The organism is Pseudomonas sp. GM25 (assembly GCF_000282255.1).
In the GTDB taxonomy this organism is placed as follows: Bacteria; Pseudomonadota; Gammaproteobacteria; order Pseudomonadales; family Pseudomonadaceae; genus Aquipseudomonas; species Aquipseudomonas aphyarum.
Genome location: NZ_AKJQ01000049.1, coordinates 1 through 23,906 on the forward strand (window position 1 = coordinate 1; position 23,906 = coordinate 23,906).

The 23,906-nt window shown below is 55.8% G+C and carries 28 protein-coding genes; 11 read left to right on the forward strand and 17 right to left on the reverse strand.

What is annotated here, in order from left to right:
• Positions 1–791: 791 nt before the first annotated feature.
• Positions 792–1,154, forward strand: coding sequence for a hypothetical protein (locus PMI24_RS29245; protein ID WP_157222952.1), 363 nt, complete (start codon positions 792–794; stop codon positions 1,152–1,154).
• Between the two features lie 76 nt (positions 1,155–1,230).
• Here the strand turns inward: PMI24_RS29245 and PMI24_RS20225 are convergent, their stop codons facing one another.
• The 3 genes from PMI24_RS20225 to PMI24_RS20235 form a co-directional block, all read right to left on the reverse strand.
• Positions 1,231–2,175 carry a DUF4760 domain-containing protein gene (locus PMI24_RS20225; RefSeq protein ID WP_007957190.1) on the reverse strand — a complete coding sequence of 315 codons (945 nt, stop codon included), beginning with the start codon at positions 2,173–2,175 and terminating at the stop codon, positions 1,231–1,233.
• Between the two features lie 552 nt (positions 2,176–2,727).
• Complete coding sequence (locus tag PMI24_RS20230) at positions 2,728–3,456, reverse strand: recombinase family protein (protein WP_007957192.1); 729 nt, start codon at positions 3,454–3,456, stop codon at positions 2,728–2,730.
• Between the two features lie 559 nt (positions 3,457–4,015).
• Positions 4,016–4,246 (reverse strand): helix-turn-helix domain-containing protein, encoded by a 231-nt coding sequence (locus tag PMI24_RS20235; protein WP_081493580.1) that lies wholly within the window; start codon positions 4,244–4,246, stop codon positions 4,016–4,018.
• A 96-nt stretch (positions 4,247–4,342) separates the two neighbouring features.
• Between PMI24_RS20235 and PMI24_RS20240 the strand changes: the two genes are divergently transcribed.
• Both PMI24_RS20240 and PMI24_RS20245 read left to right on the forward strand, forming a co-directional pair.
• Positions 4,343–4,705: a hypothetical protein gene (locus PMI24_RS20240; protein WP_007957193.1), complete on the forward strand. Its 363-nt coding sequence runs from the start codon at positions 4,343–4,345 to the stop codon at positions 4,703–4,705.
• Between the two features lie 22 nt (positions 4,706–4,727).
• A complete protein-coding gene (locus PMI24_RS20245; RefSeq protein WP_007957194.1) occupies positions 4,728–5,087 on the forward strand; it encodes a hypothetical protein in 360 nt (119 codons plus the stop codon).
• 834 nt (positions 5,088–5,921) lie between these two features.
• On the opposite strand, the gene PMI24_RS29250 is transcribed toward PMI24_RS20245, so the two are convergent.
• The 5 genes from PMI24_RS29250 to cysZ all read right to left on the reverse strand — a co-directional run bounded on the left by PMI24_RS29250 (position 5,922) and on the right by cysZ (position 11,719).
• Positions 5,922–6,758 (reverse strand): hypothetical protein, encoded by an 837-nt coding sequence (locus tag PMI24_RS29250; protein WP_007957195.1) that lies wholly within the window; start codon positions 6,756–6,758, stop codon positions 5,922–5,924.
• 87 nt (positions 6,759–6,845) lie between these two features.
• Positions 6,846–7,364 (reverse strand): KilA-N domain-containing protein, encoded by a 519-nt coding sequence (locus PMI24_RS20250; RefSeq protein WP_007957199.1) that lies wholly within the window; start codon positions 7,362–7,364, stop codon positions 6,846–6,848.
• Positions 7,365–7,827: 463 nt separating this feature from the next.
• Entirely contained in the window at positions 7,828–8,577 is a 750-nt protein-coding gene (locus tag PMI24_RS20255) for a phage antirepressor KilAC domain-containing protein (protein WP_007957201.1), read from the reverse strand.
• Between the two features lie 955 nt (positions 8,578–9,532).
• Positions 9,533–10,879: a site-specific integrase gene (locus tag PMI24_RS20260; protein WP_007957202.1), complete on the reverse strand. Its 1,347-nt coding sequence runs from the start codon at positions 10,877–10,879 to the stop codon at positions 9,533–9,535.
• 87 nt (positions 10,880–10,966) lie between these two features.
• Complete coding sequence (gene cysZ, locus PMI24_RS20265) at positions 10,967–11,719, reverse strand: sulfate transporter CysZ (RefSeq protein ID WP_007957203.1); 753 nt, start codon at positions 11,717–11,719, stop codon at positions 10,967–10,969.
• A 310-nt stretch (positions 11,720–12,029) separates the two neighbouring features.
• Between cysZ and trxB the strand changes: the two genes are divergently transcribed.
• Positions 12,030–12,992 (forward strand): thioredoxin-disulfide reductase, encoded by a 963-nt coding sequence (gene trxB, locus PMI24_RS20270; protein ID WP_007957204.1) that lies wholly within the window; start codon positions 12,030–12,032, stop codon positions 12,990–12,992.
• 62 nt (positions 12,993–13,054) lie between these two features.
• Here the strand turns inward: trxB and PMI24_RS20275 are convergent, their stop codons facing one another.
• The 6 genes from PMI24_RS20275 to PMI24_RS20300 all read right to left on the reverse strand — a co-directional run bounded on the left by PMI24_RS20275 (position 13,055) and on the right by PMI24_RS20300 (position 16,042).
• Positions 13,055–13,393, reverse strand: coding sequence for a HopJ type III effector protein (locus PMI24_RS20275; RefSeq protein ID WP_007957205.1), 339 nt, complete (start codon positions 13,391–13,393; stop codon positions 13,055–13,057).
• Entirely contained in the window at positions 13,386–13,682 is a 297-nt protein-coding gene (locus PMI24_RS20280; RefSeq protein WP_007957206.1) for a DUF1244 domain-containing protein, read from the reverse strand. Before PMI24_RS20280 ends, PMI24_RS20275 begins: the two co-directional genes overlap by 8 nt.
• Before the next feature lie 68 nt (positions 13,683–13,750).
• Positions 13,751–14,122, reverse strand: a complete 372-nt coding sequence (gene folX / locus PMI24_RS20285) for a dihydroneopterin triphosphate 2'-epimerase (protein ID WP_007957207.1) — start codon at positions 14,120–14,122, stop codon at positions 13,751–13,753.
• Entirely contained in the window at positions 14,123–14,683 is a 561-nt protein-coding gene (gene folE, locus PMI24_RS20290) for a GTP cyclohydrolase I FolE (protein WP_007957209.1), read from the reverse strand.
• 22 nt (positions 14,684–14,705) lie between these two features.
• Entirely contained in the window at positions 14,706–15,416 is a 711-nt protein-coding gene (folM, locus tag PMI24_RS20295; protein ID WP_007957211.1) for a dihydromonapterin reductase, read from the reverse strand.
• 56 nt (positions 15,417–15,472) lie between these two features.
• On the reverse strand, positions 15,473–16,042 hold the full coding sequence (locus PMI24_RS20300) for an antibiotic biosynthesis monooxygenase (RefSeq protein ID WP_007957213.1): 570 nt from the start codon (positions 16,040–16,042) through the stop codon (positions 15,473–15,475).
• A 226-nt stretch (positions 16,043–16,268) separates the two neighbouring features.
• Between PMI24_RS20300 and PMI24_RS20305 the strand changes: the two genes are divergently transcribed.
• Entirely contained in the window at positions 16,269–17,228 is a 960-nt protein-coding gene (locus PMI24_RS20305; protein WP_007957215.1) for a MerR family transcriptional regulator, read from the forward strand.
• A 3-nt stretch (positions 17,229–17,231) separates the two neighbouring features.
• Here the strand turns inward: PMI24_RS20305 and PMI24_RS20310 are convergent, their stop codons facing one another.
• Positions 17,232–17,837 carry a hypothetical protein gene (locus PMI24_RS20310; protein WP_007957217.1) on the reverse strand — a complete coding sequence of 202 codons (606 nt, stop codon included), beginning with the start codon at positions 17,835–17,837 and terminating at the stop codon, positions 17,232–17,234.
• 54 nt (positions 17,838–17,891) lie between these two features.
• Positions 17,892–18,368: a PAS domain-containing protein gene (locus tag PMI24_RS20315; protein WP_007957219.1), complete on the reverse strand. Its 477-nt coding sequence runs from the start codon at positions 18,366–18,368 to the stop codon at positions 17,892–17,894.
• Between the two features lie 153 nt (positions 18,369–18,521).
• Between PMI24_RS20315 and PMI24_RS20320 the strand changes: the two genes are divergently transcribed.
• Positions 18,522–18,977 (forward strand): flavodoxin, encoded by a 456-nt coding sequence (locus PMI24_RS20320; protein ID WP_007957221.1) that lies wholly within the window; start codon positions 18,522–18,524, stop codon positions 18,975–18,977.
• Here the strand turns inward: PMI24_RS20320 and PMI24_RS20325 are convergent.
• Positions 18,967–19,854 carry a LysR family transcriptional regulator gene (locus PMI24_RS20325; RefSeq protein ID WP_007957223.1) on the reverse strand — a complete coding sequence of 296 codons (888 nt, stop codon included), beginning with the start codon at positions 19,852–19,854 and terminating at the stop codon, positions 18,967–18,969. The genes PMI24_RS20320 and PMI24_RS20325 overlap by 11 nt on opposite strands.
• Before the next feature lie 94 nt (positions 19,855–19,948).
• Between PMI24_RS20325 and PMI24_RS20330 the strand changes: the two genes are divergently transcribed.
• The 5 genes from PMI24_RS20330 (at position 19,949) to PMI24_RS20350 (ending at position 23,892) form a co-directional block, all read left to right on the forward strand.
• Positions 19,949–20,335 (forward strand): CidA/LrgA family protein, encoded by a 387-nt coding sequence (locus tag PMI24_RS20330; protein WP_007957225.1) that lies wholly within the window; start codon positions 19,949–19,951, stop codon positions 20,333–20,335.
• Positions 20,325–21,011: an LrgB family protein gene (locus tag PMI24_RS20335; RefSeq protein ID WP_007957226.1), complete on the forward strand. Its 687-nt coding sequence runs from the start codon at positions 20,325–20,327 to the stop codon at positions 21,009–21,011. Before PMI24_RS20330 ends, PMI24_RS20335 begins: the two co-directional genes overlap by 11 nt.
• Positions 21,012–21,143: 132 nt before the next feature.
• Positions 21,144–21,926 (forward strand): class II aldolase/adducin family protein, encoded by a 783-nt coding sequence (locus tag PMI24_RS20340; RefSeq protein WP_007957227.1) that lies wholly within the window; start codon positions 21,144–21,146, stop codon positions 21,924–21,926.
• Positions 21,926–22,828, forward strand: coding sequence for an alpha/beta fold hydrolase (locus PMI24_RS20345; protein WP_007957228.1), 903 nt, complete (start codon positions 21,926–21,928; stop codon positions 22,826–22,828). Before PMI24_RS20340 ends, PMI24_RS20345 begins: the two co-directional genes overlap by 1 nt.
• 152 nt (positions 22,829–22,980) lie before the next feature.
• Entirely contained in the window at positions 22,981–23,892 is a 912-nt protein-coding gene (locus tag PMI24_RS20350; protein ID WP_007957229.1) for an SDR family oxidoreductase, read from the forward strand.
• Positions 23,893–23,906 lie beyond the last annotated feature (14 nt).

A 23,906-nucleotide genomic window follows, 5' to 3' on the forward strand; every position in this document is an offset into this window, starting at 1 on the left:
CTAGAAAACCCGGGGCGATTCAGTCTGCCGTTGCTATATTGACCTCTGAGTTGTCTAACATGGCACCATCCCTGAGTCTTTGAGTGATTATATGGAAACCCCAGTTCACTTAGTCGCTAGCTAGGGCAAGGTGGCAATTGTTCAGGTTTGCCCTTCGTGACCGGCGGCTAACGGCGAGAAGTATTCATTCGAATCGTGCATTCTCAGCAAAGCCATTGTCAGAAATCGAAGAGTAACCTAAGTAATTAAAGAAGCGTTTGATTTAACTCGCACCTGCGGCATACAACATGACTGACAGCTTCTGGCATTCCTCATTACGGAGGCGGCACAATTTATATTCTCGTCGAGTGTGAGGCGAATTTCGTGAATTGCGGAAGCCTGACAAGCTGAACGATGAGGAGCTACGTGACTACCGAGACGTGGGCCGGCTGGCCATTCAGCACCTGGCCATCCGAATCAATCTTCGTCGATGATTACAACCGGTCGAAAAATCACGGTATCTATGCTTGATGAGGCCGTTCGGGTGTCGAAGCGCTAGGCGCCACTAGGCAACAGCTTAACTTAGGACAGTCCTCGACTGGATGATGGCTAGCGGGCGGAAGCTATCGGTCATGAGAGCCTACTTTTGACCGAAAGCAGCATTTTTGGGGGGGGAACTCCAGCTTTATGAATCTCTCGAAGCTCACTTTGGCGTGTTAGGCCCTCGCACCTGATTTAGAGCGGTGTTCTGTTGATTAGAGCCGCCTCAAATGGTATGAATCTAGCTCACTTCCAGTACAAGGTGCCGTATCGTGGCCGTAAGCTTCTCGACCTCTAGCCCCAAAGCGCTTTTGGATGCCTTCAAAAACCATGTCAATCAAGAAAATCCAAAAGACAAAATCACTACATGGGAAGAAAACCGGCAGGGGAATTTTACTCATAAGGCCGCACAGGTCGCAGGCCAAGCGTGGATGTGCCCAGAAATTGAAGATGGCGTTTTACATTTTTACATACGTGCGCAGAAAGGGGTTCCTATCAATCGGTACGTGTATTCCTACTACCACGGCCATCTGACGGAGACTTTCATCAACCATTTTCCAACTCTATTTACTAGAGCTTCTAGCACGGCAAATGCAATTCGGGGCGACAATATTCCGGGGAACTACAGCAACTAAATCCGCTAATATTGCGCCCTCAAATAAGCAAGGTCCTGCTTGGCCTCTTGACCACTTCAAACATTTGAAGGCGAGATTAAGGCTGCTCTTCTGGAACAGCGACCGGCCTTCCATCTGTGGTTACAAGGTGTGGTGTAGGGTCGACAGGCTCCGGTGGCTTCTTTTTGTTCATAATACTTATAAGCTCCTCTCCTGCTGGAAAGCCTGCCCCTACCGCAGAATTATCGGGATTAGATCGATGTTTCTCAACAAAAGACTCACCGTTCCAGTCTTTTGTTAAGCGTATGACGCCTTCAAACGAACGTTGATCAACCTTTTGATGTTCAATTATTAGGTGAAACCCTCTACGTTCAATTCCCGCCAAGATCCCACTAAAGCATTCCTTCAGCAAGCAATCGTCTAGGTCTCTGTATTTAATACCTTGGGCCAGAAATTCAAAGTAGTTAAGAACATAGATGGTTCCATTTATTGCGTCGTCAATGTGCTGAGGAACTTCCGTATATCTAAACTCTTCTGTGGCTGGATTCAGGCGCCATTGAGCGAGGTCTTTGCAGATTATTGTTCCTCCGCGATAAATCTTAGAGCTAGCTCGGGTTTGCTGCTGGTATTCGCTAGAGGTTCGAGAAGCCATTATGATATTTAAGGTGTGAGCTCTTCGCGCATTTGCAGCTGTATTAATTGCCTGAATCCACCACCCCATGCCAATGAATGTCCCAGTCGCCATGATAGAAAGAGCTGTTTGATACTTTTCATTATAGCGAATGATCAGATAGCCGGCATTGACAACCAATATAACTATCGCACAAAAAAGAGGCAGCAAGTCAGCAGTATCTCTATATCTTTTCACAATATAATCATGTACCGCAAAAACGAAAAGAAGCGATCCACTGAAAATTATAAAAAAGTCAATCACCGCGAGACTAACAGGCGGATTCAGCTGAGAGGAAATTCCGAAAATAAAGCGAAACACGATCAGGATTACAAGAGCGGCCGCTGATGCACCAATTTTGAAGTTGTTCATAACTATCCTTGGCATGAAAAAAGGCCCCTAAGGGCCTTTTAAAATAACTGTATCGTTAGCCTTCACCAACGCCAATGCTTGCATTTTTCATAGTATTCTCCTGTCTTGTCGCTAGTACTAGTAACAGATTACACCATCGTCTGCTGCAAATGTGAGACTAGCCGCTTTTTGGCAACGTTCCACAGCGATAACGTTTGCGTGACGAGCGGTGTTATGGGAGGTTCAGTCAGGGACGGGACGTGAGCGTTTACTGATGCCCCCCATTCGTACACAGGCGCTGACTCTATCAAATGATAATGAGATTGCACAGGGGGGGCTCGCTCGCCGCTGTCAGCCTTCAGAGGCTCCGCATGCAGGGGATAGAAAATTACCCTAAAGCCGAGACGAAATGCCACCAGGGTTCTGGCAAGATCGGCAGGCTACTAGCACAGCCTGGGTCGAGGTTAAGAGCCGTTGCCGTCCTACTCCGCTGCCAGCGGCTGTGAAATCAAAATATCAAGAGGATGAAAAAGTCGCAGAAATTCGGCTAATTTGTTTCGCTGCAATCGCTTCTTAGTGGCGTTCAGAAACGGTCCTGACCTTGGTCAGCTCCAATCCAAGACGTTGCATCACACGCATCGCGGCGGTAGGGGACCACTGACCACCACGAGGGGTAGGAATTTTGCGAGTTTTAAGGCAGTCGGCTATCGCCTGAAGGCTTGTTGCTCCGTCGATGATGCATAACCTGATTGCGTCCTTAACTAAGGCGGCACGGTCGTCTGCCTGCTGACGTTGGGTATCATGGCCTTTGGTGCGGTTCAGGAGGATACGGCCCTTAGCAAGAGCCTGGGAGCGATTGCTAATCTTCTGTAAGGCATCTTCGTCACCACTGGCCGCACGCGACTCCAAAGACTTCAATGCGGCCTTCGTACGTTCGCTAATGAACGTACGTTCCTGCTCAGCCAGTACCGCGTATATATGCAGTTGGAACGTATCAGCGGTGGGCATAGTTGCTACTCTAAACTTGTGGCGCTTCATCAGACCGGCGATGTGCTCAACATCTCTGCTCATCCGATCAAGTTTGGCAACGACTACAGGTAGACCATCCGCGAAAGCTTCGGCGCTCGCTGGCCGCTCTAGCGGGTGAATCGAGCCAGATATGCCCACGTCCTGATACTCTTTCACCACTACCCATCCTTGCTGTTGAGCGGCGAATCTAACGTACTCCCGCTGAGCATCCAAACCCAGTCCAGACTCTCCCTGACCTCTCGTGGAAACGCGATAGTAGGCGACGACTTCCATGCTGACACCTCCAGAAAGTGAGTTATGGCCGGATATTACAACTGTTAGAACGACCGTTCAACCATTGTAAAGTCATTGGTCGACTCTACGTAGGTATTTGGATACTCGTTAATCCAGTCGAGCAGCTGTGTTTTGCATCGCCATTATCGGATCAAGCGTACGAGTCGAGTGACGACCAGTCAGGTTGTGTTTGATATCTATTCAGGGTCGCGTAACCACCGCTTGGTTGGTATGTCTCGCGGCTCCAAAGGGAAGTGCAGCGGTTGTGGAAGAGTATGCAACTTGTGTGGCAGCGACCCAGGGTCAGTCCCGATGTGTTGGGGGAGGGGGGCGTGATTTCGAGTGTTGTACTCAGCCCGGTATAACAAGATATGCCGCTATTGCTAGAAACTGCTTGTCGAGGGGGCTTGGCTTAGCCTTCCTGTAGCGGAGCCCCGAAAATAGGGGACTTGCCCAAGGCTAGGAGGTGTCTGAGGCTTAGGTTAGCGCTATGGCGGATTAGATATTGTTTAGCTTTTTGATCAGTTCCGTGGGGGGATCTGGGCACAATCATCCAGCCCTACATTCCCTCGAACAACGTCGAGATGCTTACGCTCAGGGCATCTGCCAACACCTTGATGGCATTTATAGAAGGATTAGCTCCGCCAGTTTCGATGCGGGACATATACGTCCTGGCGAAGCCGCATCGATCAGCAAAAGCTTCTTGGCTCATACCCATAGCCACACGGAGCTCCCTGACTCGGTTGCCGAACTGATGCTGAAGTGCTGGGGAGGGGGCTGGTGCTGGCATTCCCCTATGGTCGGGTGATGTGCTCTAATCGGACACACACTAATCGTGACATTGCGATTGGGTAGTCAGCCAACGCAGTAACCCTGGAGAAGAGAAATGCCCCAACGAATCGTGGCACTAGCCCCAAGTGCAGATGAGATCGGCGACAGCTTGTTCTTCAACCCCTCCCTGTTCGGAGAGCTGGATAAACTGAACCGGATCAACCCTCACACCGTATCAGTGATGCTGATTTTGGTAGCAGAAATCGGGGATGCTGGTGCTGTAACGGTTTCCCAGACAGCAGTGGCACATCGGTGTGAGATCGGCCTGCAAGACGTAGAGAAGGCCATTGCTGACCTTGAGGCAGCTGGATTGATCAGCTCGGTGAAGATCAGTAAAGAGCCCGGTGGAACCATTGCCTGTGTCGTGAATCCGGATCTCGCTCAAGCCGAAAAGCCTGACGAGCGTGGATCACTGTAAGTAGCAGGTTAGAGAATTGCCAATGGTGCCCAAGGACCAGGCGGTAAGTGTTCCACGTTATGCGTTTGAAGCTATGGCGGCTTACGCGTCGTTTGACGCGGACAAGGTGGCGGTGATGCTACTTCTGTTAATGCGGATGGACTTTAGCCGTGCAGTGCGGATCGACACGTCTTTGTTGCCTGAGTTACTTACGCTCAGTAGTGAGCGGGTGGGTCGTGCGGTCTCGGGCCTCATTAAGAAGAGTTGGGTCGATTCAATTGATGAAGATGCGATGCGGCACCGTTTCCTCGATTGCGTTGCCCACGCAGCCTTCATCCACGCAGACTTCGATACGTTGACGAGGATAGTAAACACTCGCTTAAAGGCGGTTGATGTTCACTAAACAGAGAATTCACCCGGCCCATTTCCTGCTGCTAATGATCACGTCTGGACGCTAACGTGCGTGGAAAGGGCTACCCCTAGCCCATCTAGGTGGGCTAGCTAAATGGCTTCCTGTACGTTAGCGATCAGTTCATTCAGGCCCATCTTTCAGCTCGGCATGGTTAACATCAGGCCCGAATGTGACCGCTGCACCTTCCTATTATCCTACTGGCATAACAGGTAATCAATGGGGCAATAACAAGAAGCCCCTAAAGCTTTTGACTTTAACTGTGCAGGTATAAGGTGACTGAAAGTAACGGATTCTCTGATCTCTAGTTTTGTACTTTCCAGGATTACTACCTGTGCCTCAGGGCACGAGTAACAACTGTACCTAGCACAGGGGGGGAGGATGGGGATTAACCCATCCCCTGCACTTGCTTTGTATGATGCAAGGGGCGATGGTGCCATAGGCACAGACTAATTCCCTGTGACCACAGTCACGGCTAACCCTCTTGCATTGATTAATCGTGGCTTACACCGCAAGGTATATCAGCAAGGTTCAAAGCAAAGGCAACAGCGGGAGGGGCTTATGCCCCTATTTCCCCTGATTGTATAGAGTTGTAATCCGTGCCTCGGGCACAGGTTGTTATGCTGTAGTGTCTAAGCCGCAAAGTAACGATATAAAAGGTTAATCTCAAAGCTACGCTTTGGTGATGCGTTACCGCTTCTACCTCCGGCAGAAGTGGTCACTTCTCTTTCCGTCGTTAATTAAAGATTGATCAATAATGACCGAAATCACGAGATTGGTCATGTCTCCTTGCAGCTGTAATAGTCCAAGCCTGCGAAGTTCATTCCGTTAGTTCAAACCTAGACGGAACGCCCTTAGAGCTTTACCGTATGCGAGATAATCTCTATCGTCATACATACTTTTAATGTGTTGAGGAGCTTCCTGTGGGTGGGGGTAACTCTCAAGATGATCTGGCGAATATGCAACAGTAGCTTCGACCGCTGCAGCATCCTCATACAATTTTAGTAGTTTCGGTCTACGCCTCAGATAGTTGTTAATTCCATGAGATGCATGTCGAGCAGCTTTGATAATTCGTTGAGCTTTTCGAAGCGATGTACCTTGAGTCACAAGTGTTTCAACTTTGAATTCATGCAGATACAGGGTTCCAACAACTTCATTCATAGCTACATTGCACACGTTCTGAGATTGCCCAGCAGCTCTGAGGCAGCTACCAAAGATAATGTTGTCGAGCCACAATGGATGCGGTTTACCTAGATCAGTCGTCAGTAGTTCTATGGCAAGGTGTGAAATGGGATTAACTGTAGAGACACTCCTTCGGCCCGCCCCTTTTGGGTTTCGCTGGGGTACAGTATCGTCTTGTCCAATGCTATTATTATCGGATGTACTGAAATCCACATGCACGACATTATCAATCTTGGTGATAACTGTTGGCTGCCCCCATCGTCTGCGTGCGGAAGGTGGCTTAAGAGTTGCGGCCGTATACTTCTCGGAGCAGGATTGATATTGCAGTGCAACAAACTTACCATAGATTTCACCAGTGTCTTTGTCGGTTCTAAAACCATCGACAATGTACGTGCGGCATAGTTTGGTAAGGTGTTTATACCTCGGCGAAATTGGAGTGTCGGCTAAGCTGATACTCAAATTCAAAGCGATTGCGTGCGACATGATGTTTGTCCTAATTTATTAAGTTTATTTCATAGGGGAATCCTCAGTTGGTCTCTGGCTGTTAATTACCAAGAATTCGTAATCAGTTCACTGCGTCGTATTATTCACCTTCGGTACGTCTGTCTCGGATTTCTGCTTCAATCGAGCGTTCTCTTCTACTAGGGCTTGGGCCTGCCCAATAATCGCCTGGAGATGCTTCAGCGGATTGGTGAGCAGATCCTGAGCAACGCTCTCATGTACCGCTACGCCATCAGTCACCATGCGGCCATAGGCACGGATCACTTTCAGGTGGTACGAAGGGCTGATCCACATGGCGTAGGCGTAGATCAACTCCTTTACGGCGTATGTGCCACCAGTGCGACCCCGCTTAGTAATATATGCCTTAACATGAGGATTTCCCGTATTTTCCAAGAGTTCTACCAGCTTAATCGTCTCAGGCCGCCGCATGAACTCATGCAACTCTACTGTCCGTGGGTTGCGGCCAAGCGTTGCGGCTCTCTGAACATCGTTGAGGCAATAACGACCCTCTGCGTCCTGTCGAATGGTGATGCCATCGATGATAGTTTCCTTTGTCTGGTAGCAAGAGAGAATTTTAATGTTACTCATGATGCCCTCCTGGGCGAGTAATCGGCACTGCATACTGCTTTGAGTTTATTGATCTTGTGGTGACGCTCCAAGGTGTGTGGCTGCTTTCGTGTTTTCTGTTCTTTTTTATTGATTAAGTGTTTTATAGTGTGTCTCTTTCTATTGTGTTTTTTTTTTGGGGGGTGATAGTCGCCCAGCGCCACATGTATAGCGATATAATTGGGCCTTGGCTTTTATATTTAACTCGTGCGATGGTTGTCTAACGAGTTAGTTGCTTGTGTCTATGCTGCCAATAGTGGTCTGGCCTATGGCGCTAGAGGCTGGCTGGTGTGTTTCGCCAGCCGCCTTCAAAGTGTACTTCGTCCGGGCCAGTGCATAAAGTCGTCCGGGTTGTATGCGTCCATGTTACTAGCGATCTATCAGCGAAATTGGCTGGGGCTTGAGCGCAGGCTTGCCAGCTCGTCTAATAAATAGGCGAGATCTTTTACAATCCATCTCGACCGTGCTTGGCAATGAACTGTTCGATCCAGATGACTCCTTTGCCAGTAAAGTAAGGAGTAGCTTTGAGCTCAATCTCCCCAGTCACATTGTTCTTATAGTACCCCCATTTTACTTGGAATCGTCCGGCCTCCTGATGCACTTGGTAGGGCTCATTGAACTTATAATGCTTCGAGATTAGGATCTTGTGTTCACGCATGTAGGTAAACAAGCGAATCGGCCCTGTATCTAGCGTTTTTGCAACTGTGGATACGCTGAATAGCTGAGTCGTCTCTGCCATCACGTTGTAGAAGCCCACCTTCGGGGCGTCGTCCTTGACCTGCTGTTCTAGCATAAACGCTCGCTCTGTATAGCCCAGAAGCAAGTGATGAAGGGCTGGGAGGTCACTTGAGGCTAGAGACGGCGTGGTAACCTCCTGTTCCAGTTCATGCCAGCGATCAATCACACTGGCCCGCAGTGCAGTGCTATACCCAGTCACCAAGATTTCTACCTCGCGGCGGGGTAGGTAAAAGCATGGGTTACGCTTTCCATTCTCGGCTGTGTAATAGCCAGCAAACTTGCTGTCTACTCCCAGCTCATTGAGCATTTTGCGAATGTCACGCAGCACGTCCGCATGATTCTTTCCGGTCAGCTCCGCGATCTCCAAGCTGATCATAGTGAGGGGAGCAGCTGAGGTACCGCTGCAATACTCCGAGATCTCCGGAAATTGATGGGCGAGGGGGCTCTGGTTAGCCATGATGACAGCGCTAGCGGGTTGGTGGTGTGTAGTGGTGGTGTACGTGTTTTGCATTTTCATAAAATTAATTAGTTCTCAAATTTAAGGTATAACTGCCCATCGCTACAGCTTTGCAGCATTTAATGCGGGCGATTAAAAATATGTCTCGCACATTATTTCAGTACCGGTCGAGGTCGGTATTGTTTGGTAAGGAGCTAGGTAATGCTTCTGTCCTATAGTGTGTTATTCGGATTTTCGGGGCGGCAGAAGGGCGTCACGGAAACCTAGTGTGCCGTTGTGCTGAAAGTGTTTTGGAATTGAATTGATTTTAAGGCTCTAATCTCAGCCAAGTATGCGAAGGCGATTAATTTATGTCATTTAATGTTCTCCGTGATTGATTAATGGGGTGGCATATTCTCATCTTGCAGTCATGGCATGGTAGTTAGTCGTGTAATTTAAACTAGGGCTATAAGTTTAGGATTTGCTAAATTTCAGGCACGCAAAAAACCCTGTGCAGTTCTCGGTATTTCCCGAGCTCGGCAGAGAGTTGTGTTCTAGCTTGTCCGATGGACCTGTATATCTGGGTGAGGTGCGCTGCAAATATTAGCGAGCTGGTCGCCACTGTCAACAGTTATTTGTGATTTTTTTACTTGATTGAAGCGACTTTGCGAGGTCTGTTTTCGTGCTCATTTTTGTTGGCTTGAATACTATCAGGGTGGTGCGGATTATCAAAATAAACTTTTTGGCAAAATAGTGGTACAACTTTAGTGTCAGTGCGCCATCAACTTACCGGGAGAGTAAATGGCACTGGCTTGTTCATCGTAGCTATCCCCCTGTCTATGATGACTTCGTCCAGAGCATACGGCATCACCTTCAGCGTGCTGCGGCTGCCATAGATGCTGAACGTGACCAAAACGTTTTCTCTCCCAGCAATCCTTTTCGGGGGGAATGGACGGGCGTTCCTCCTACGATCTGCTTATCTAGGGTTACGTGCCGCTCCCCCGTCAACCTCGGTTTCGCCAATGCAATCTTCCTTTTCCATTGAAAGCAGACCGGCAGCTTTCGCGAGGCTGGGGAGCTTCTTTATCTCCGAGGCCATGCGCGACAGCGGGTTGGTGCCATAGCTGTCACCAATGTGCCCTGAAGCATGTCCGGTGATCCAGTCGCTGACCTCCTTGGGAATGCCGTGTTCTCTAGCCAGTGTCTTGAAGCTGTGTCGGAACGCGTGCAGGGGATGGCGACCTGGTTGATACACGCCGCAGAGCTGAGTAATCGGACGCCATGATTTGGAGACGATTCCTGCAAAACCGTCGGAGACTTTGAGCAACTGAGGGAAAACCCTCGTTCCCGGCTCGCGTTCCTGTACGAGGGACAGCAGGCCAAGGGCGATCAGGTCAGGATGGACAGGAATTTCCCTTCGACTGCTGTCCGTTTTGACGGACTTGTCGGGGCGGTCGTCAATGACGCGGATGAACCATGAGTCCCCTTCGTGCTGGTGAATGTCTTCAACATACAGCTGAGCCAGCTCTTCGCGACGGCCACCGGTGTAAGCGGCTATCAACGGTATCCAGAACACTGCGTTGCCCGGACGGCCCTCGGCAGTTCGAAGCCGCTGGAACTCGGAGTGACTAAAGAGTGTGACCAGTTCGCTCCAGCTGTACCCTCGGTTATCGTCTAGGCGGCGCTTCGGTTTACCTGATCCTAAACGCTTGTGAATCCGAGATGTACTGACGGGATTGTTTTCAATCAAGCCGGAGTCCACCGAAAACGTCAGCACTGATGACAGCCTTGCCAATAACAGTCGCGTAGATGAAGTAGCCAGCGGCCTGACCTCGGGCTCCGAAGGCTGGATCAGGTTGCTAGCGAACTTGTGGACATCCGAAGGCTGGATTGCCGCAATGGTCATGTCGCCCATGTCAGTGATGTACCGATTGACAGCACGGGTATAGTCGACAGCATGACGACGAGAAACGTACTCCGACCTGCCCGACATGGAGATGGACTGAACGTAGCGGGCAAGCGCTTCTGAAAGCTTTATAGAGGTTTCTATGCGTGCTGGCGGATAGGAGGCAGTTGGGGGCCTCGCTATCACCTCTAGCGTATGGTGCTCAATGCAGAGCCCCTGGCGGGCATCACTGAATAGTCGTTCGGAATCCGCGTACGCGACGGCAAACGCGGCCTTCGCTTGGTGGTGGTTTCGCGTGTTCAGCGAACGGCGAATCTCAGTCTTGCCGATTATATCCCTTAGATCATCCGGCACCCTGCGTCGGAGGTAGTAGATGCCCGAGTCGGGGTGCCGGAATGGTTGTGCGATGAGAGCCATGTGTACCAGCCTTGTGTATCAGTTGGCTGGGAAAGGGCAGTTCAAGCGTTAGTTGCGACCGGGTTCTTTCAGTCAATCACGACCGCCTCAGCGCTGCGTGACGAGGTTCTCCGCACCCCGCTCACGCACCCAGAACAGCGTCGCGCCAGCCACGGCGGCCGGCATCATCAGGATGTTGACCACCGGAATCAGCAACACCAGATAAACGATCCCGCCAAAGCTCATGCTTTGCCAGCGTTTCTGACGCAGCCAGGCGAGCATTTCGTTCCAGCCCAGCTTGTGGTTATCCGCCGGGTAGTCGATGTACTGGATCGCCATCATCCACACCCCGAACAGCAGCCACAGCGGCGCGGCGACGATGTTCACCACCGGGATGAACGAAAGGATGAACAGGCCGATCGCCCGGGGCAGGAAGTAACCGAGTTTGCGCATTTCCCGGGCGAGGGTGCGCGGGATCATGGCGATCAGTTCGCCCCAACTGAAGGCCGGGAAGTCGTCGGTGCCGCGCACCACCACTTCAACCTTTTCCGCGAGGAAACCGTTGAACGGCGCGGCGATCACGTTGGCCAGCATGGTGAAGGTGAAGAACACCATCAACGCCACCAGCACCACAAACAGCGGCCACAGGATGTAACTGAGGAAACTCAGCCATTCGGGCAGCGACGGCATCAGCGTGTCGACCCACAGGCTGAACTGGTGGCCGGCCAGATAGATCAATCCGACGAACAGCACCAGGTTGATGGCCAACGGCAGCAGCACGAACAGGCGCAGGCTCGGGCTGAGAACCAATTTGAGGCCTTCGCGCAGGTATTGCGGGCCGGACAGAACAGGGGCGGGCATAAGGTGCTCCGAGCAAGGGAAAACGCGCCGACCTTACCGACTTTGCAGAACCTGTGAAAGCGCGGCAGCGGGATCGACATTCACTGTAACAAAGACGTCCATCTCGTCAGTGTGTCGGCATAGAGACCACCTATGAGCTGGATTGTTAAACCGTATTTCCTTAATCTTGCCCCCCTCGATACGCTGCACCCAACTTTTTACAGGACTGTCGAGCTCACGCCTTCCCCAAGGTTATCCACAGTCCTTTTTTATTCCCGCCGGCAGTCCGGCGTCCGGCCAGGTGTCTTGGCCGGTCAACAGGAGCAGGTTCATGTCTGAAGTCCGTCATTCGCGAGTGATCATCCTCGGTTCCGGCCCTGCCGGTTACAGCGCTGCCGTCTACGCTGCCCGTGCCAACCTCAAGCCGCTGCTGATCACCGGCATGCAGGCCGGCGGTCAACTGACCACCACCACCGAAGTCGACAACTGGCCGGGCGACGTCCACGGTCTGACCGGCCCGGTGCTGATGGAGCGCATGCGCGAGCACGCCGAGCGTTTTGAAACCGAGATCGTGTTCGATCACATCAACGCCGTGGACTTCGCTTCCAAGCCGTACAGCCTGACCGGCGACAGCGGCACCTACACCTGCGACGCGCTGATCATCGCCACCGGCGCCAGCGCTCGCTACCTGGGCCTGCCGTCGGAAGAAGCGTTCATGGGCAAAGGCGTTTCGGCCTGCGCGACCTGCGACGGTTTCTTCTATCGCAACAAGCCGGTGGCTGTGGTCGGTGGCGGCAACACCGCTGTCGAAGAAGCCCTGTACCTGGCCAACATCGCCAGCAAGGTCACCCTGATCCACCGTCGCGAAACCTTCCGCGCCGAGAAGATCCTGATCGACAAGCTCAACGCCCGTGTGGCCGAAGGCAAGATCGAGCTGAAACTGAACGCGACCCTGGACGAAGTGCTGGGCGACAACATGGGCGTGACCGGCGCGCGTCTGAAGAACAACGACGGCAGCTTCGACGAAATCAAGGTCGACGGCGTGTTCATCGCGATCGGCCACACCCCGAACACCTCGCTGTTCGAAGGTCAGCTGGAGCTGAAGGACGGCTACCTCGTGGTTCAGGGCGGCCGTGAAGGCAACGCCACCGCGACCAGCGTCGAAGGCATCTTCGCTGCCGGCGACGTGGCCGACCACGTTTACCGTCAGGCCATCACCTCGGCCGGCGCCGGCTGCATGGCGGCACTGGATACCGAGCGTTACCTGGACGATCTGCAGAACGTTTCGTTCTAAGATTGCAGGTACAAAAAAACCGGCCACTGGCCGGTTTTTTCATGCCTGCGATTCGCTCGGAATCAGCGGCGGGTCAGCGGTCGCGCTTCGAATTTCACGCCCGCCAGACCGTGCTGGATCAGCGCACGGATATTGCCGTGATCGCTGCCTTCAGGGGTCGCCACGACCGAGCGGTAGTGTTCGCCGAATGCCAGCAGCGCTTCTTCATCGCTCAAGCCTTCCAGCAGCGCCAGACCCAAAGTCTTGCACGAACCTTCGTTCTGCCCGGCCGCGTTTTCCACGCCACCGTTGTTGAACGCCTGAGGCTGGTAGTCGTAGCCGGCGGCGATGAAGGACAAGGTGTCGGCAAAAACGTGTTCGCCGCTCTTGAGGCTGGCGCGCAGGGTGTTCAGATCACTCATTGGGTTTTCCTTTGGCGAACGCCGCTTGTTGTTCGGCGCTGGCTTCTTGCTGATATTGGGCTTTCCAGTCGGCGTACGGCATGCCGTAAACCACTTCACGGGCATCGTCGAGGCTGACCTCGATCCGGCGCTCGTCGGCCTCGGCCTTGTACCACTTGGACAGGCAGTTGCGGCAGAACCCGGCGAGGTTCATCAGGTCGATGTTCTGCACGTCCTTGCGGCTGTCCAGGTGGGCGACCAGCCGGCGGAAGGCGGCGGCTTCGAGTTCGAGGCGTTGTTGCTCGGTCATGATGGGCTCTGTGCAGTCAAATCGTGGCGCGGATGATAAAAGTCTGACGCCCGGAGCGCCAGACGCGTTCAGCGGCTGGCGGCGAGGGTGATCGACACCGACTCGGCAAAACGCAACGCATGCGGCTTGTCGACTTCGACTTCGGCGTACAGCACCGATTCGTTGGCCATCACCAGATCCAGCAGCTCCTGGGTCAGGCGTTCGAGCAGCGCGAAGCGGTTGCCTTCCACGTGGGCGATGATCGCCTTGGTGATGGTACGGTAATTCAGCGCGTGGTCGATGTCGTTGTCACGCACCGCTTCCTGCGCGGCGTACAGGATGGTCAGGTTGATCAGCACATCCTGCTTGTTGAGGATTTCGTCCTCGTTGATCCCGATAAAGGTGCGCAGGCGCAGATCCTTGACCCGGATGCGCGCCATTCCCGGTTGAAGTTGTGGCATTTACTTGCTCCGTCCAATCAATTGCAGGAACTCCTGGCGGGTGTTGCTCGACTCGCGGAAGGCGCCGAGCATGACCGAGGTGTTCATGGTCGAATTCTGTTTCTCGACACCGCGCATCATCATGCACATGTGCCGGGCTTCGATGACCACCGCGACGCCGGCGGCATCGGTGACTTGCTGGACCGCCTCGGCGATCTGCCGGGTGAGGTTTTCCTGGATCTGCAGGCGGCGGGCGAACATGTCCACCAGCCGCGCGATCTTCGACAGCCCCAGCACCTTGCCCGTCGGAATATAAGCCACATGGGCCTTGCCGATGAAGGGCAGCAGGTGATGTTCGCACAACGAGTACAGCTCGATGTCGGCGACGATGATCATCTCGTCGGTGTCGGACGCAAACAGCGCGCCATTGACGATCTCGTCGACGCTCTGTTCGTAGCCGTGACACAGATACTGCATGGCCTTCGCCGCCCGCACCGGCGTGTCGAGCAGTCCTTCGCGGTCGGGGTTTTCACCGAGACCGATCAGGATCTCGCGGTAATTCTCGGGCAGGGAACGGGTCATGGAGCATCCTCGCGGGGGCGTATTACTTGATGTGCCGCCCGCCGTTGACGGTCAGGGTCGTGCCGGTGACATACGGGTTGTCGAGCAGATAGCGCAGGCTCTGATAGATCACTTCGCTGCCGGGTTCGATGCCCAGCGCGGACTTGGCCAGCGCCTTGGCGCGGTACGCCGCGTCGTCGTCGGGATTGAACAATAGCAGGGCTGGCGCGATGCCGTTGACCTTGATTGACGGCGCATAGCGCGCGGCGAAGGACAGCGTGAGACTGTCGAGCCCGGCCTTGCTGGCGCAATAGCCGATGTGTTTGCTGCTGCCCTTGCGGGTGACGTCATCGCTGATGTGGATGATGTCGGCAGGACTCGAACGTTGCAGCAATTGGGCGCAATGCAGGTTGATCAGGTACGGCGCCAGCATGTGGATGTTGAACATCCGGCTGAAGGCTTCGGCTTCGCCGTCACCGGTTTCCGCCAGCCACTCCGAGGCGTTGTGCACGATGGCGCGCAGGCTGTCGGTGTGGGTTTTCAGTTCGGTGATGAACGCGAGGATCGAGGCTTCGCTGGAAAAGTCCGCGTGCAGCCCGAGGGCGCCCAGATCCCGCAATGCCTTCACACCCGGTCGTTCGCTTCGATAGGTGAAGATCACCCGATGACCGTCTTCCAGCAGACGCTGCGCACAATGCAGGCCGACCCGCTGGCCGGCGCCGGTGATGAGGATGGGAGCTGTGGGAGAAGTCATGTACGGCTCGCGTCGAAGTCAGAGCAAAAACTATAACAGCGACGCGAGCGACGGCTTCAGCGATTTTGCGTGGAGGGTGCGGCAGGCAGCGGGCGTGCAGGCGCCGGGTTGAGCCAGCCGGCCAGCAGACGGGTCGACAGCGGAATGAAGAAATAGACCATCAACGGGGTCAGGCACAGCGTGCTGATGAAGACCCTCGGCAACAGGCTCATTTCAGCGAGCAGCGGGCCCAGCACGAAATTGAACAGCAGCGACACCGGGAAGAATGCCAGCCAGATCGCCACAGCTTGCTTCCAGCGTGGAGGACGCGCGCCGGCTGCACCGAACCAGCCTTCGATTCCGCTGACCCGATGTTCCGTCGGGTGAGCAAACAGATCGCTGCCACGAGCCAGCCATGCAGTGCGCGAAGCCGAGTGTTCCCAGGCGTGCAGGGTCTGTTCGTCGACGAAGCGGAAAATGATCTGGAATTCATCGTCGCCGGGAGGCGGAGCCAATACGCCGGAGCCGAGGTAACCAGGGAAGTCGGTGGCCAGTTGTTCGCCTTCGCGCAACCAGGCGATCAGATCCTGATAACGACCATTGGCGACACGACGCGCGACCATCAGCGTGACGGGGGAAGTAGACATTGTGTATCTCCGTATTGCATTTGCGTCGCTCCGGGTAGGAGCTTCGCCTGACGCAGCGCCGGGGTAGAGGGCTGCGTTTTTCGACAAGCAAGGATTATTCCTGATTTTTGTGACAAAACCAGAGACTTTCGTCCCATTTCGTCGCTTGAACCGAGAAGGGGCATCAGGAGTAGAATGGGATCCAACTACGCCAACAAACTCCGCCAACAAGGACGTGTCCGCCCAAATGCCTGTCATTACAGACGTTCGCCCTGCTTCGCAGGCATCTGTTGCGCTGGAGCGCGAAGAACTTTTCCCGATACGAGAAGTGTCGCGCCTGACCGGGGTCAACCCGGTTACATTGCGCGCATGGGAACGCCGCTATGGTTTGATCCAGCCGACGCGCACCGAAAGTGGGCATCGTTTGTATTCGATGACCGATATCGAGCGCGTTCGCAGCATCGTCGACTGGATCGATCGCGGGGTCGCCGTGAGCAAGATCGGCAAGATCCTCGCCAAGACCGAGCCAATGAAGGTGCTGGCTCACTTCATTCCCGATGATCTGGTGCAGGCTGACTACCTCCAGTGGCAGGAACAGGTCCGGCAGGCAGTCAGCTCGTTCGACGATCAGTTGCTCGACCGGGTCTACGGTCAGATTTTCTCCTCCTATGCGTTGCCCGTGGTGTTTCAGGACATCCTGATGCCGCTGTGGCTGCAAATGCTGCAACGGCAGGACGCGTTCGGGCAGACCAGCGAGTGGCTGTTCTTCGATGGTTTTCTGCGAGCGAAGGTGCTGCAGCGCATCGTCGTGCTGCGCGGCTCGCAACCGCGCAAAGTGATCGTCAGCGCGCTGGCCGGACAATGTCGTGAGCTTGAATTGCTGGTAGCGGCGCTGTTTCTCAGCGGCAATGACGCGGGCGTTCGTGTGCTCACCACCGGTCAGCCGTTCGATGAGCTGACGCTGGTGTGCGAAAAGACCAGGCCCCAGGCGTTGGTGCTGTTTTCCAATCACGCGCCAACCGCAGAGCTGCCACGACGTCTGAATCGTCTGGCCTTGAGCCTGGATTGTCAGTTGATGCTGGCAGGCGATGCTGCCGATCTGGCGCAGGACAGCCTGGCCGGATCATCGGTTGGCTGTCTGGGCAATGAAGGATCGACCATGCGCCAGCGCATGAATCAGTTCCTGGCGGGGACGCTGGATACCTGAGAATCAGGTGTGCAGGGCAGGGTGGGTCAGACGATGCTGTTGCAGGATGAACTGGCGCAGACGCTCGGTTTCGTCGGCATCGCTCTGGCTTAGCTCGTAAGCATAAAAGCCGCTTTCGGTTTCCCGCTCGAACGTCCCGCGCAGGGAAATCCGCTCGTAGCCCGACGGGCTGAACCACAAGGCAAAATGCTTCGGCGGTTTGGTCTTGTTGCGCACTTCCAGCAGCACACCCTTGTGCGAAACCTCATGCACCCACAACGTACCGGGCTGGCCCTTGGCATTTTCCAGCGCCACCGGTTCTTCCAGGGTCAGGCGCCATGGACGCACCATTGGCCCGTCTTCGTAAATGCTTGGAACCCCGAGACGCAAATGCAGGGCGTGAAACTCGTCTTCCACCAGATGCAGCGGGAAGGTCATCTGCTGATTTTCGAAGTTGGCCTGGATGGTGACTTGCTCATGGGCCGCCAGACGCGTGAGCAGATCACGGATCTGCGAACCACCATTGACCAGCAGGCTCGACGTCGCATCCCGCACATTGAGTTGCGGGTTGTGTTGCATGGTCTGGATGAAATCCAGCTCATCCTGGGTCAGGAGGGCGTCACGCTGCATGGCTAACTCGAAATGAATAATTACAAAGTCATTGGTGATTGTAGTTAATGACAATTAGTTCGCTGTTTTGTTTGCGCCGTTCGTCGCTTTCAAGGCAGCAATTTCTGCTTCCAGTGCCGCAACCTGAGCTTCCAGTTGCACAACCCGCTGCTGCGCCTTGACCTGAACCGTGACGTCCTTTTGCACGCCCACGAAATAGGTCAGTCCGTCGTCGGCATTTTTTACCGTCGACAGTGACAGCTCGTTCCAGAACGGCGTGCCGTCCTTGCGGTAGTTACGCAGGATTTCCCGGCATGAGCCGCCTTCTCTCAAAACGTCGCGAATCACCTCCAGACTGGCCTGGTCGCGATCTCCGGCCTGCAGGAAACGGCAGTCCTGATAGAGAATTTCTTCACTGGTGTAGCCAGTCAGTTTTTCGAAAGCCGGATTCACGTAGATCAGGATGTTGTCCTGCTCGCCTTCCTTTTCCGCTACCACAATTCCGTCGTTCGACGCGTTGATCACCATTTGCAGCAGACTGGCATTGATCATCTATGAATCCCTTCAGTGTTATCGACCGCAGGCATTCTAGAAGATCGCCCAGCGCTGTCTACTGGCCATCAGCGCTTATCGAGAGCCAATCGCAACAGGGCGCCGCCGGCTGTTACTATCGCCGCTCTTTTTTTCAGTTTCAGGATCAGATTGATGAAAGTCGCCATCCTCTCCGGCTCGGTGTACGGCACGGCCGAAGAAGTCGCTCGCCACGCTCAGAGCCTGTTGAACGCCGCCGGTTTTGAAACCTTCTACAACTCGCGCGCCAGCCTCGCCGAGCTCCAGGCTTTTGGCCCTGAAGCCTTGCTCGGCGTGACCTCGACCACCGGCATGGGCGAGTTGCCGGACAACCTGCAACCGTTGTATTCGGCCATTCGCGACCAATTGCCGGCGGCCTGGCGTGGTTTGCCTGGCGCGGTGATCGCTTTGGGCGACGCTAGCTACGGCGACACGTTCTGCGGCGGCGGCGAGCAATTGCGCGAGTTGTTCGGCGAACTGGGTGTGCGCGAAGTGCAGGACATGCTGCGCATCGACGCCAGCGAAAGCGTCACCCCGGAAACCGACGCCGAGCCTTGGCTGGAACAGTTGATCGCCACGCTCAAGGGCTGATCCCGCGTTCACGCAACAGCGCCAGCCAGGCCTGTGCAGCCTTTGAAAGATAGGCACCCCGGCGCCAGATGAAAGCGATATCCCAGCGCAAATAGTCTGGCGCGTTCAGGGTCAGGCGCACCACGCCTGGCCGCACCAGACCGCGCGCCACCACGCTGGGCAGCAACACCACGCCTTGCCCGGCGGCGACCAGCGCCGCGAGAAAATCCGCCTGCCCGCTGCGCCCGCCTTCCTTCGGGGTGAAACCCATCTGCTGGCAAGCCTGAAGTAAACGATCGTTGAGGACGAAACTGCGTTGATACAAAAGAAACGGCGTGTCGGCCAATTCCTCCAGACCAATTTCAGCTTTTGCCGCCAGTGGGTGATCCACCGGTAGCAGCGCATCGAGCGGTTCATCGCAGAACGGCTGAAAGTCGAATTGCGGATCTTTCGGCAGCAGACTGCCGCCCAGCTCCAGCTCCCCGCTGAGCACCGCCTGTTCGATGTTGCGACTGCCGCCTTCAAGCAACTGCACGCTGATGTTCGGGTAGCGCCGTCGGTACTCGGCGAACAGCCCGGCAAACAACGCATCGCTGCCGAGCAATGGCAACCCGAGACGCAACTCGCCGCGTGCCAGATGGCTGAGGTCATCCAGTTCGCTGAGCAATTCATTGCGCAACCGCAGCATGCCTTCGGCCCGTTGCAGCACCACACTGCCGGCGGCGGTCAGGCGTATCTGCGAACCCAGCCGTTCGAGCAATGGGGTGCCGAGGCTCTGTTCGAGCTGGGCGATCTGCTTGCTCACGGCGGACTGACTGATGTGCAGGGTCTTCGCGGCTTGAGTGAAACCGCCCTGATGCATGACTTCGACGAAGCTTTTGAGCTGTTTGAATTCCATGGCCTGATTCCATATTGGAATGGCTTTTAGTCTAACAATTCGCTTCGGAGATGGCAGTCGGGTTCGTAAAATAGGCACCTGAAAGGAGCCCCCGATGAAAGCCTCGACCGTTAAATATCTCTCCCGCCTGCTGGCCGAACTGGCGGTGCTGCTCGCTCTCTACCTGCTCGGCTGCCAGATCGCAGCGTGGCTGGCCTGGCCGATTCCCGGCGGTGTGATCGGCATGGCGCTGTTGCTGATGGGCTTTGCGCTCGGCTGGGTCAAACCGGCGGCGCTGCAATTGGGCGCAGGCTTGTTGATGGCCGAGATGCTGCTGTTCTTCATTCCGGCGCTGATGAGCCTGCTGGATTACGGCGCATTGTTGCGCGATGACGGCTGGCGGATCTTGTTGGTGATCGCGGCCAGCACGTTGATGGTGATGCTGGTAACCGCGTTCACCGTGGAGCTGGCCGTGCGCCTGAGGCGGTCCCATGAAGCTTGAGCTGATGCCGATGTTCTGGCTGGCATTCACGTTGCTGGCTTATCTGTTCAGCCGCTGGCTGTATCGCCGGACCGGGCGCTACGTGTTGTCGCCGCTGATTCTGGTCCCCGCGTTGCTGCTGGCGCTTGCCGTGCCGCTGCACACCGCTTACGCCGAATATTCGAGTAACACCCATTGGCTGATGCTGGTGCTCGGTCCGGTCACCGTGGCGTTTGCGGTGCCGATCTGGCAGCAGCGGCGATTGCTGGTGCGGCATTGGTCGGCGTTGTTGCTGGGCATGCTGGCTGGCAGTGCGGCGTCGATCGCCACTTCGTTCGGTCTTGCGAAAGCACTGGCGCTGGACAGTTCGGTGACGCTGTCGCTGGTGCCCCGTTCGATTACCACACCGTTCGCCATGCCGCTGGCGCAGGACCTCGGTGGCGTGCCGGAGCTGACAGCGGTGTTCGTGATGTTTACCGGGGTGTTCGGCGCCATGCTTGGCGGTGTGCTGCTCAAGTGGCTGCCGTTGCGCAGCGCCCTGGCGCGCGGTGCATTGTTCGGCGTCGGGGCGCACGGTGCCGGGGTCAGCCGGGCACATGAAGTGGGCGGTGAAGAAGGCTCGGTCGCGGGGCTGGTGATGGTGCTGACGGGGCTGCTCAATCTGTTCGCCGCACCTTTGTTGGCGTCGTTGCTTTGACATGGATCCAAGCTGTTTGCGTAGCTGACTCGTTCAGTCATCAAGCTGGCTGCCAATGCAACTACGCGACCGTCCGGGGCTGACTAGACTGCTGACACACGCAAAAACAATAAGAACGCAGAGGTGCATACAGTGAGCGTAGCCCCCGTCCCTTCATCCGTGAACGTCAAAGACCAGGTCAGTGCCGCGGAATGGCAGACCCGGGTCGATCTGGCCGCCTGTTATCGTCTGGTCGCGCTGCATGGCTGGGATGATCTGATCTTCACCCACATTTCCGCCAAGGTGCCCGGCACCGAAGATTTCCTGATCAACCCGTTTGGCCTGATGTTCCATGAGATCACCGCCTCGAGCCTGGTGAAGGTCGACCAGGCCGGCAACAAACTCATGGACAGTCCTTACGAAATCAATCCCGCCGGCTACACCATCCACAGCGCCGTGCACGAAGTGCGGCACGACGTGGCCTGCGTGCTGCACACCCACACCGCCTCCGGTGTCGCGGTATCGGCGCAGAAGCAGGGCGTGTTGCCGATCAGTCAGCAATCGTTGTTCGTGCTGTCGAGCCTGGCCTTTCACGCCTACGAAGGTGTGGCGCTCAACCATGAAGAGAAAGCGCGGTTGCAGGCGGATCTCGGTGACAGCAATTTCCTGATGCTGCACAACCACGGTCTGCTGACCTGTGGCGGCACCATCGCTGACACGTTCCTGATGATGTTCACCTTTCAGCGTGCGTGCGACATCCAGGTCATGGCGCAGACTGGCGGTGCCGAACTGATCGCCATCGAACCGCAGATTCTGGCGGGCGCCAAGGCGATGATCGCCGGCGTCACCAAAAGTGCTCAAGGCATGGGTGGCGCGCTGGCCTGGCCGGCGCTGCTGCGCAAACTCGATAAACAAGACCCCGGGTATAAACTCTAATGCCTCTCGCCGAGATCCCTCTGAGTGCCTGGCGCAAACGCAGCCAGACGTTTGTCTTCCGTGGTCAGCCGATCCGCTACTGGACGGCTGGGCAGGGCGAACCGCTGCTGCTGATCCATGGTTTCCCGACGGCCAGTTGGGACTGGCATTACCTGTGGCAGCCGCTGTCCCAGCGCTACCGGGTGATTGCCTGCGACATGCTCGGCTTCGGCGACTCGGCCAAACCCCTGAATCACACCTACAGCCTGCTGGAGCAGGCCGATCTGCAACAGGCCTTGCTCGCGCATCTGCAGGTCGAGCAACCGGTGCACGTTCTGGCCCACGACTACGGCGACAGTGTTGCCCAGGAACTGCTGGCCCGGCATTACGAAGACCGGATCGAGGTCGCCAGTTGCGTGTTCCTCAACGGTGGTCTGTTCCCGGAAACCCATCGGCCGCTGCTGACGCAAAAACTGCTGCTCAGCCCCTTGGGCTGGATGATTGGCCGGGCGTTTACTCGCGATGCGCTGGTGAAAAATTTCCGGCAGATCTTCGGCCCGGACACCCGGCCCAGCGAAAGCGAGATGGATGATTTCTGGAGCCTGATCGAATGCAATCGCGGGCCGCGGGTCATGCACAAGCTGATTCACTACATTCCCGAGCGCCGGGTTCAGCGTGATCGCTGGGTCGCGGCGATGCAGCGCGGCGAGGTGCCGCTGCGGGTGATCGATGGCGAAGTCGATCCGATTTCCGGCGCGCACATGGTCGAGCGTTATCGCGCGCTGATTCCCGACGCTGACACCGTGCTGTTGCCGGGCATCGGCCACTACCCGCAAACCGAAGCGCCGGTGCAGGTGCTCAAGCACTACCTCGAGTTTCGCGATCACTTCGTGTTGCCGCCGCGCAAGGTGGCGTGTTCCTGAATTCGTGCCGCAGGCGCCTGGCGCCTCGGCACGTTTTCATCATCCCCCAGCCTTATCGCGCACCATTCAGCCCCAGCCGTGTTCGTTGTGACCGAACGCGTCGTGCCTGACACTCAGGGACACTGTCCCTCAGGCCTGCTGGAGTTGCCCCGATGAATGAGTCTGTGCGTTTCGAAGATAAAGTCGTGATCGTCACCGGAGCCGGTGGTGGCCTGGGACGCGCTCACGCTTTGCTGTTCGCCAAACAGGGCGCCAAAGTGCTGGTCAACGACCTCGGCGGCTCGACCCAGGGCGAAGGCGCCAACGCTTCGGCCGCCGACCGCGTGGTAGCGGAAATCCGTGAGGCCGGCGGCATCGCCGAAGCCAACCATGATTCGGTCACCGACGGCGACAAACTGGTGCAGAACGCGCTCGATGTGTTCGGCCGCGTCGATGTGGTGGTCAACAACGCCGGGATCCTGCGCGACAAGACCTTCCACAAAATGGAAGACGCCGACTGGGATCTGGTCTACCGCGTCCACGTCGAAGGCGCCTACAAGGTGACCCGCGCCGCGTGGCCGCACATGCGTGAACAAAACTACGGGCGAGTGATCTTCACTGCATCGACCTCGGGCATCTACGGCAACTTCGGCCAGTCCAACTACGGCATGGCCAAACTCGGTCTCTACGGCCTGACCCGCACCCTGGCCATCGAAGGTCGCAAGAACAACATCCTGGTCAACGCCATCGCCCCCACCGGCGGTACGCGCATGACTGAAGGCCTGATCCCGCCGCAAGTGTTCGAACAACTCAAACCGGAACTGGTCAGCCCGTTGGTGGTGTACCTGGCCAGCGAACAATGCCAGGAAACCTCGGGCCTGTTCGAAGTCGGCGGCGGCTGGATGGGCAAGGTGCGCTGGGAACGCAGCCTTGGTGCCGGGTTCGATCCTCGCGTCGGGTTTTCCCCGGAAGACGTCGCGGCGCACTGGCAGCAGATCTGTGATTTCGAAGGCGCGGCGCATCCGAAGGACAACATCGAAGCGCTGAAGGAAATGATGGGGAATTTGCAGAAGTATTCGTTGTAACCCGAAGTGGCCAC

Excerpts from the sequence above, each read along its gene's own strand:
- PMI24_RS20225 (WP_007957190.1), bottom strand. The coding sequence starts at position 2,175 with ATGAACAACTTCAAAATTGGTGCATCAGCGGCCGCTCTTGTAATCCTG.
- PMI24_RS20230 (WP_007957192.1), bottom strand. The coding sequence starts at position 3,456 with ATGGAAGTCGTCGCCTACTATCGCGTTTCCACGAGAGGTCAGGGAGAG.
- PMI24_RS20235 (WP_081493580.1), bottom strand. The coding sequence starts at position 4,246 with ATGCCAGCACCAGCCCCCTCCCCAGCACTTCAGCATCAGTTCGGCAAC.
- PMI24_RS20240 (WP_007957193.1), top strand. The coding sequence starts at position 4,343 with ATGCCCCAACGAATCGTGGCACTAGCCCCAAGTGCAGATGAGATCGGC.
- PMI24_RS20245 (WP_007957194.1), top strand. The coding sequence starts at position 4,728 with ATGGTGCCCAAGGACCAGGCGGTAAGTGTTCCACGTTATGCGTTTGAA.
- PMI24_RS29250 (WP_007957195.1), bottom strand. The coding sequence starts at position 6,758 with ATGTCGCACGCAATCGCTTTGAATTTGAGTATCAGCTTAGCCGACACT.
- PMI24_RS20250 (WP_007957199.1), bottom strand. The coding sequence starts at position 7,364 with ATGAGTAACATTAAAATTCTCTCTTGCTACCAGACAAAGGAAACTATC.
- PMI24_RS20255 (WP_007957201.1), bottom strand. The coding sequence starts at position 8,577 with ATGGCTAACCAGAGCCCCCTCGCCCATCAATTTCCGGAGATCTCGGAG.
- PMI24_RS20260 (WP_007957202.1), bottom strand. The coding sequence starts at position 10,879 with ATGGCTCTCATCGCACAACCATTCCGGCACCCCGACTCGGGCATCTAC.
- cysZ (WP_007957203.1), bottom strand. The coding sequence starts at position 11,719 with ATGCCCGCCCCTGTTCTGTCCGGCCCGCAATACCTGCGCGAAGGCCTC.
- trxB (WP_007957204.1), top strand. The coding sequence starts at position 12,030 with ATGTCTGAAGTCCGTCATTCGCGAGTGATCATCCTCGGTTCCGGCCCT.
- PMI24_RS20275 (WP_007957205.1), bottom strand. The coding sequence starts at position 13,393 with ATGAGTGATCTGAACACCCTGCGCGCCAGCCTCAAGAGCGGCGAACAC.
- PMI24_RS20280 (WP_007957206.1), bottom strand. The coding sequence starts at position 13,682 with ATGACCGAGCAACAACGCCTCGAACTCGAAGCCGCCGCCTTCCGCCGG.
- folX (WP_007957207.1), bottom strand. The coding sequence starts at position 14,122 with ATGCCACAACTTCAACCGGGAATGGCGCGCATCCGGGTCAAGGATCTG.
- folE (WP_007957209.1), bottom strand. The coding sequence starts at position 14,683 with ATGACCCGTTCCCTGCCCGAGAATTACCGCGAGATCCTGATCGGTCTC.
- folM (WP_007957211.1), bottom strand. The coding sequence starts at position 15,416 with ATGACTTCTCCCACAGCTCCCATCCTCATCACCGGCGCCGGCCAGCGG.
- PMI24_RS20300 (WP_007957213.1), bottom strand. The coding sequence starts at position 16,042 with ATGTCTACTTCCCCCGTCACGCTGATGGTCGCGCGTCGTGTCGCCAAT.
- PMI24_RS20305 (WP_007957215.1), top strand. The coding sequence starts at position 16,269 with ATGCCTGTCATTACAGACGTTCGCCCTGCTTCGCAGGCATCTGTTGCG.
- PMI24_RS20310 (WP_007957217.1), bottom strand. The coding sequence starts at position 17,837 with ATGCAGCGTGACGCCCTCCTGACCCAGGATGAGCTGGATTTCATCCAG.
- PMI24_RS20315 (WP_007957219.1), bottom strand. The coding sequence starts at position 18,368 with ATGATCAATGCCAGTCTGCTGCAAATGGTGATCAACGCGTCGAACGAC.
- PMI24_RS20320 (WP_007957221.1), top strand. The coding sequence starts at position 18,522 with ATGAAAGTCGCCATCCTCTCCGGCTCGGTGTACGGCACGGCCGAAGAA.
- PMI24_RS20325 (WP_007957223.1), bottom strand. The coding sequence starts at position 19,854 with ATGGAATTCAAACAGCTCAAAAGCTTCGTCGAAGTCATGCATCAGGGC.
- PMI24_RS20330 (WP_007957225.1), top strand. The coding sequence starts at position 19,949 with ATGAAAGCCTCGACCGTTAAATATCTCTCCCGCCTGCTGGCCGAACTG.
- PMI24_RS20335 (WP_007957226.1), top strand. The coding sequence starts at position 20,325 with ATGAAGCTTGAGCTGATGCCGATGTTCTGGCTGGCATTCACGTTGCTG.
- PMI24_RS20345 (WP_007957228.1), top strand. The coding sequence starts at position 21,926 with ATGCCTCTCGCCGAGATCCCTCTGAGTGCCTGGCGCAAACGCAGCCAG.
- PMI24_RS20350 (WP_007957229.1), top strand. The coding sequence starts at position 22,981 with ATGAATGAGTCTGTGCGTTTCGAAGATAAAGTCGTGATCGTCACCGGA.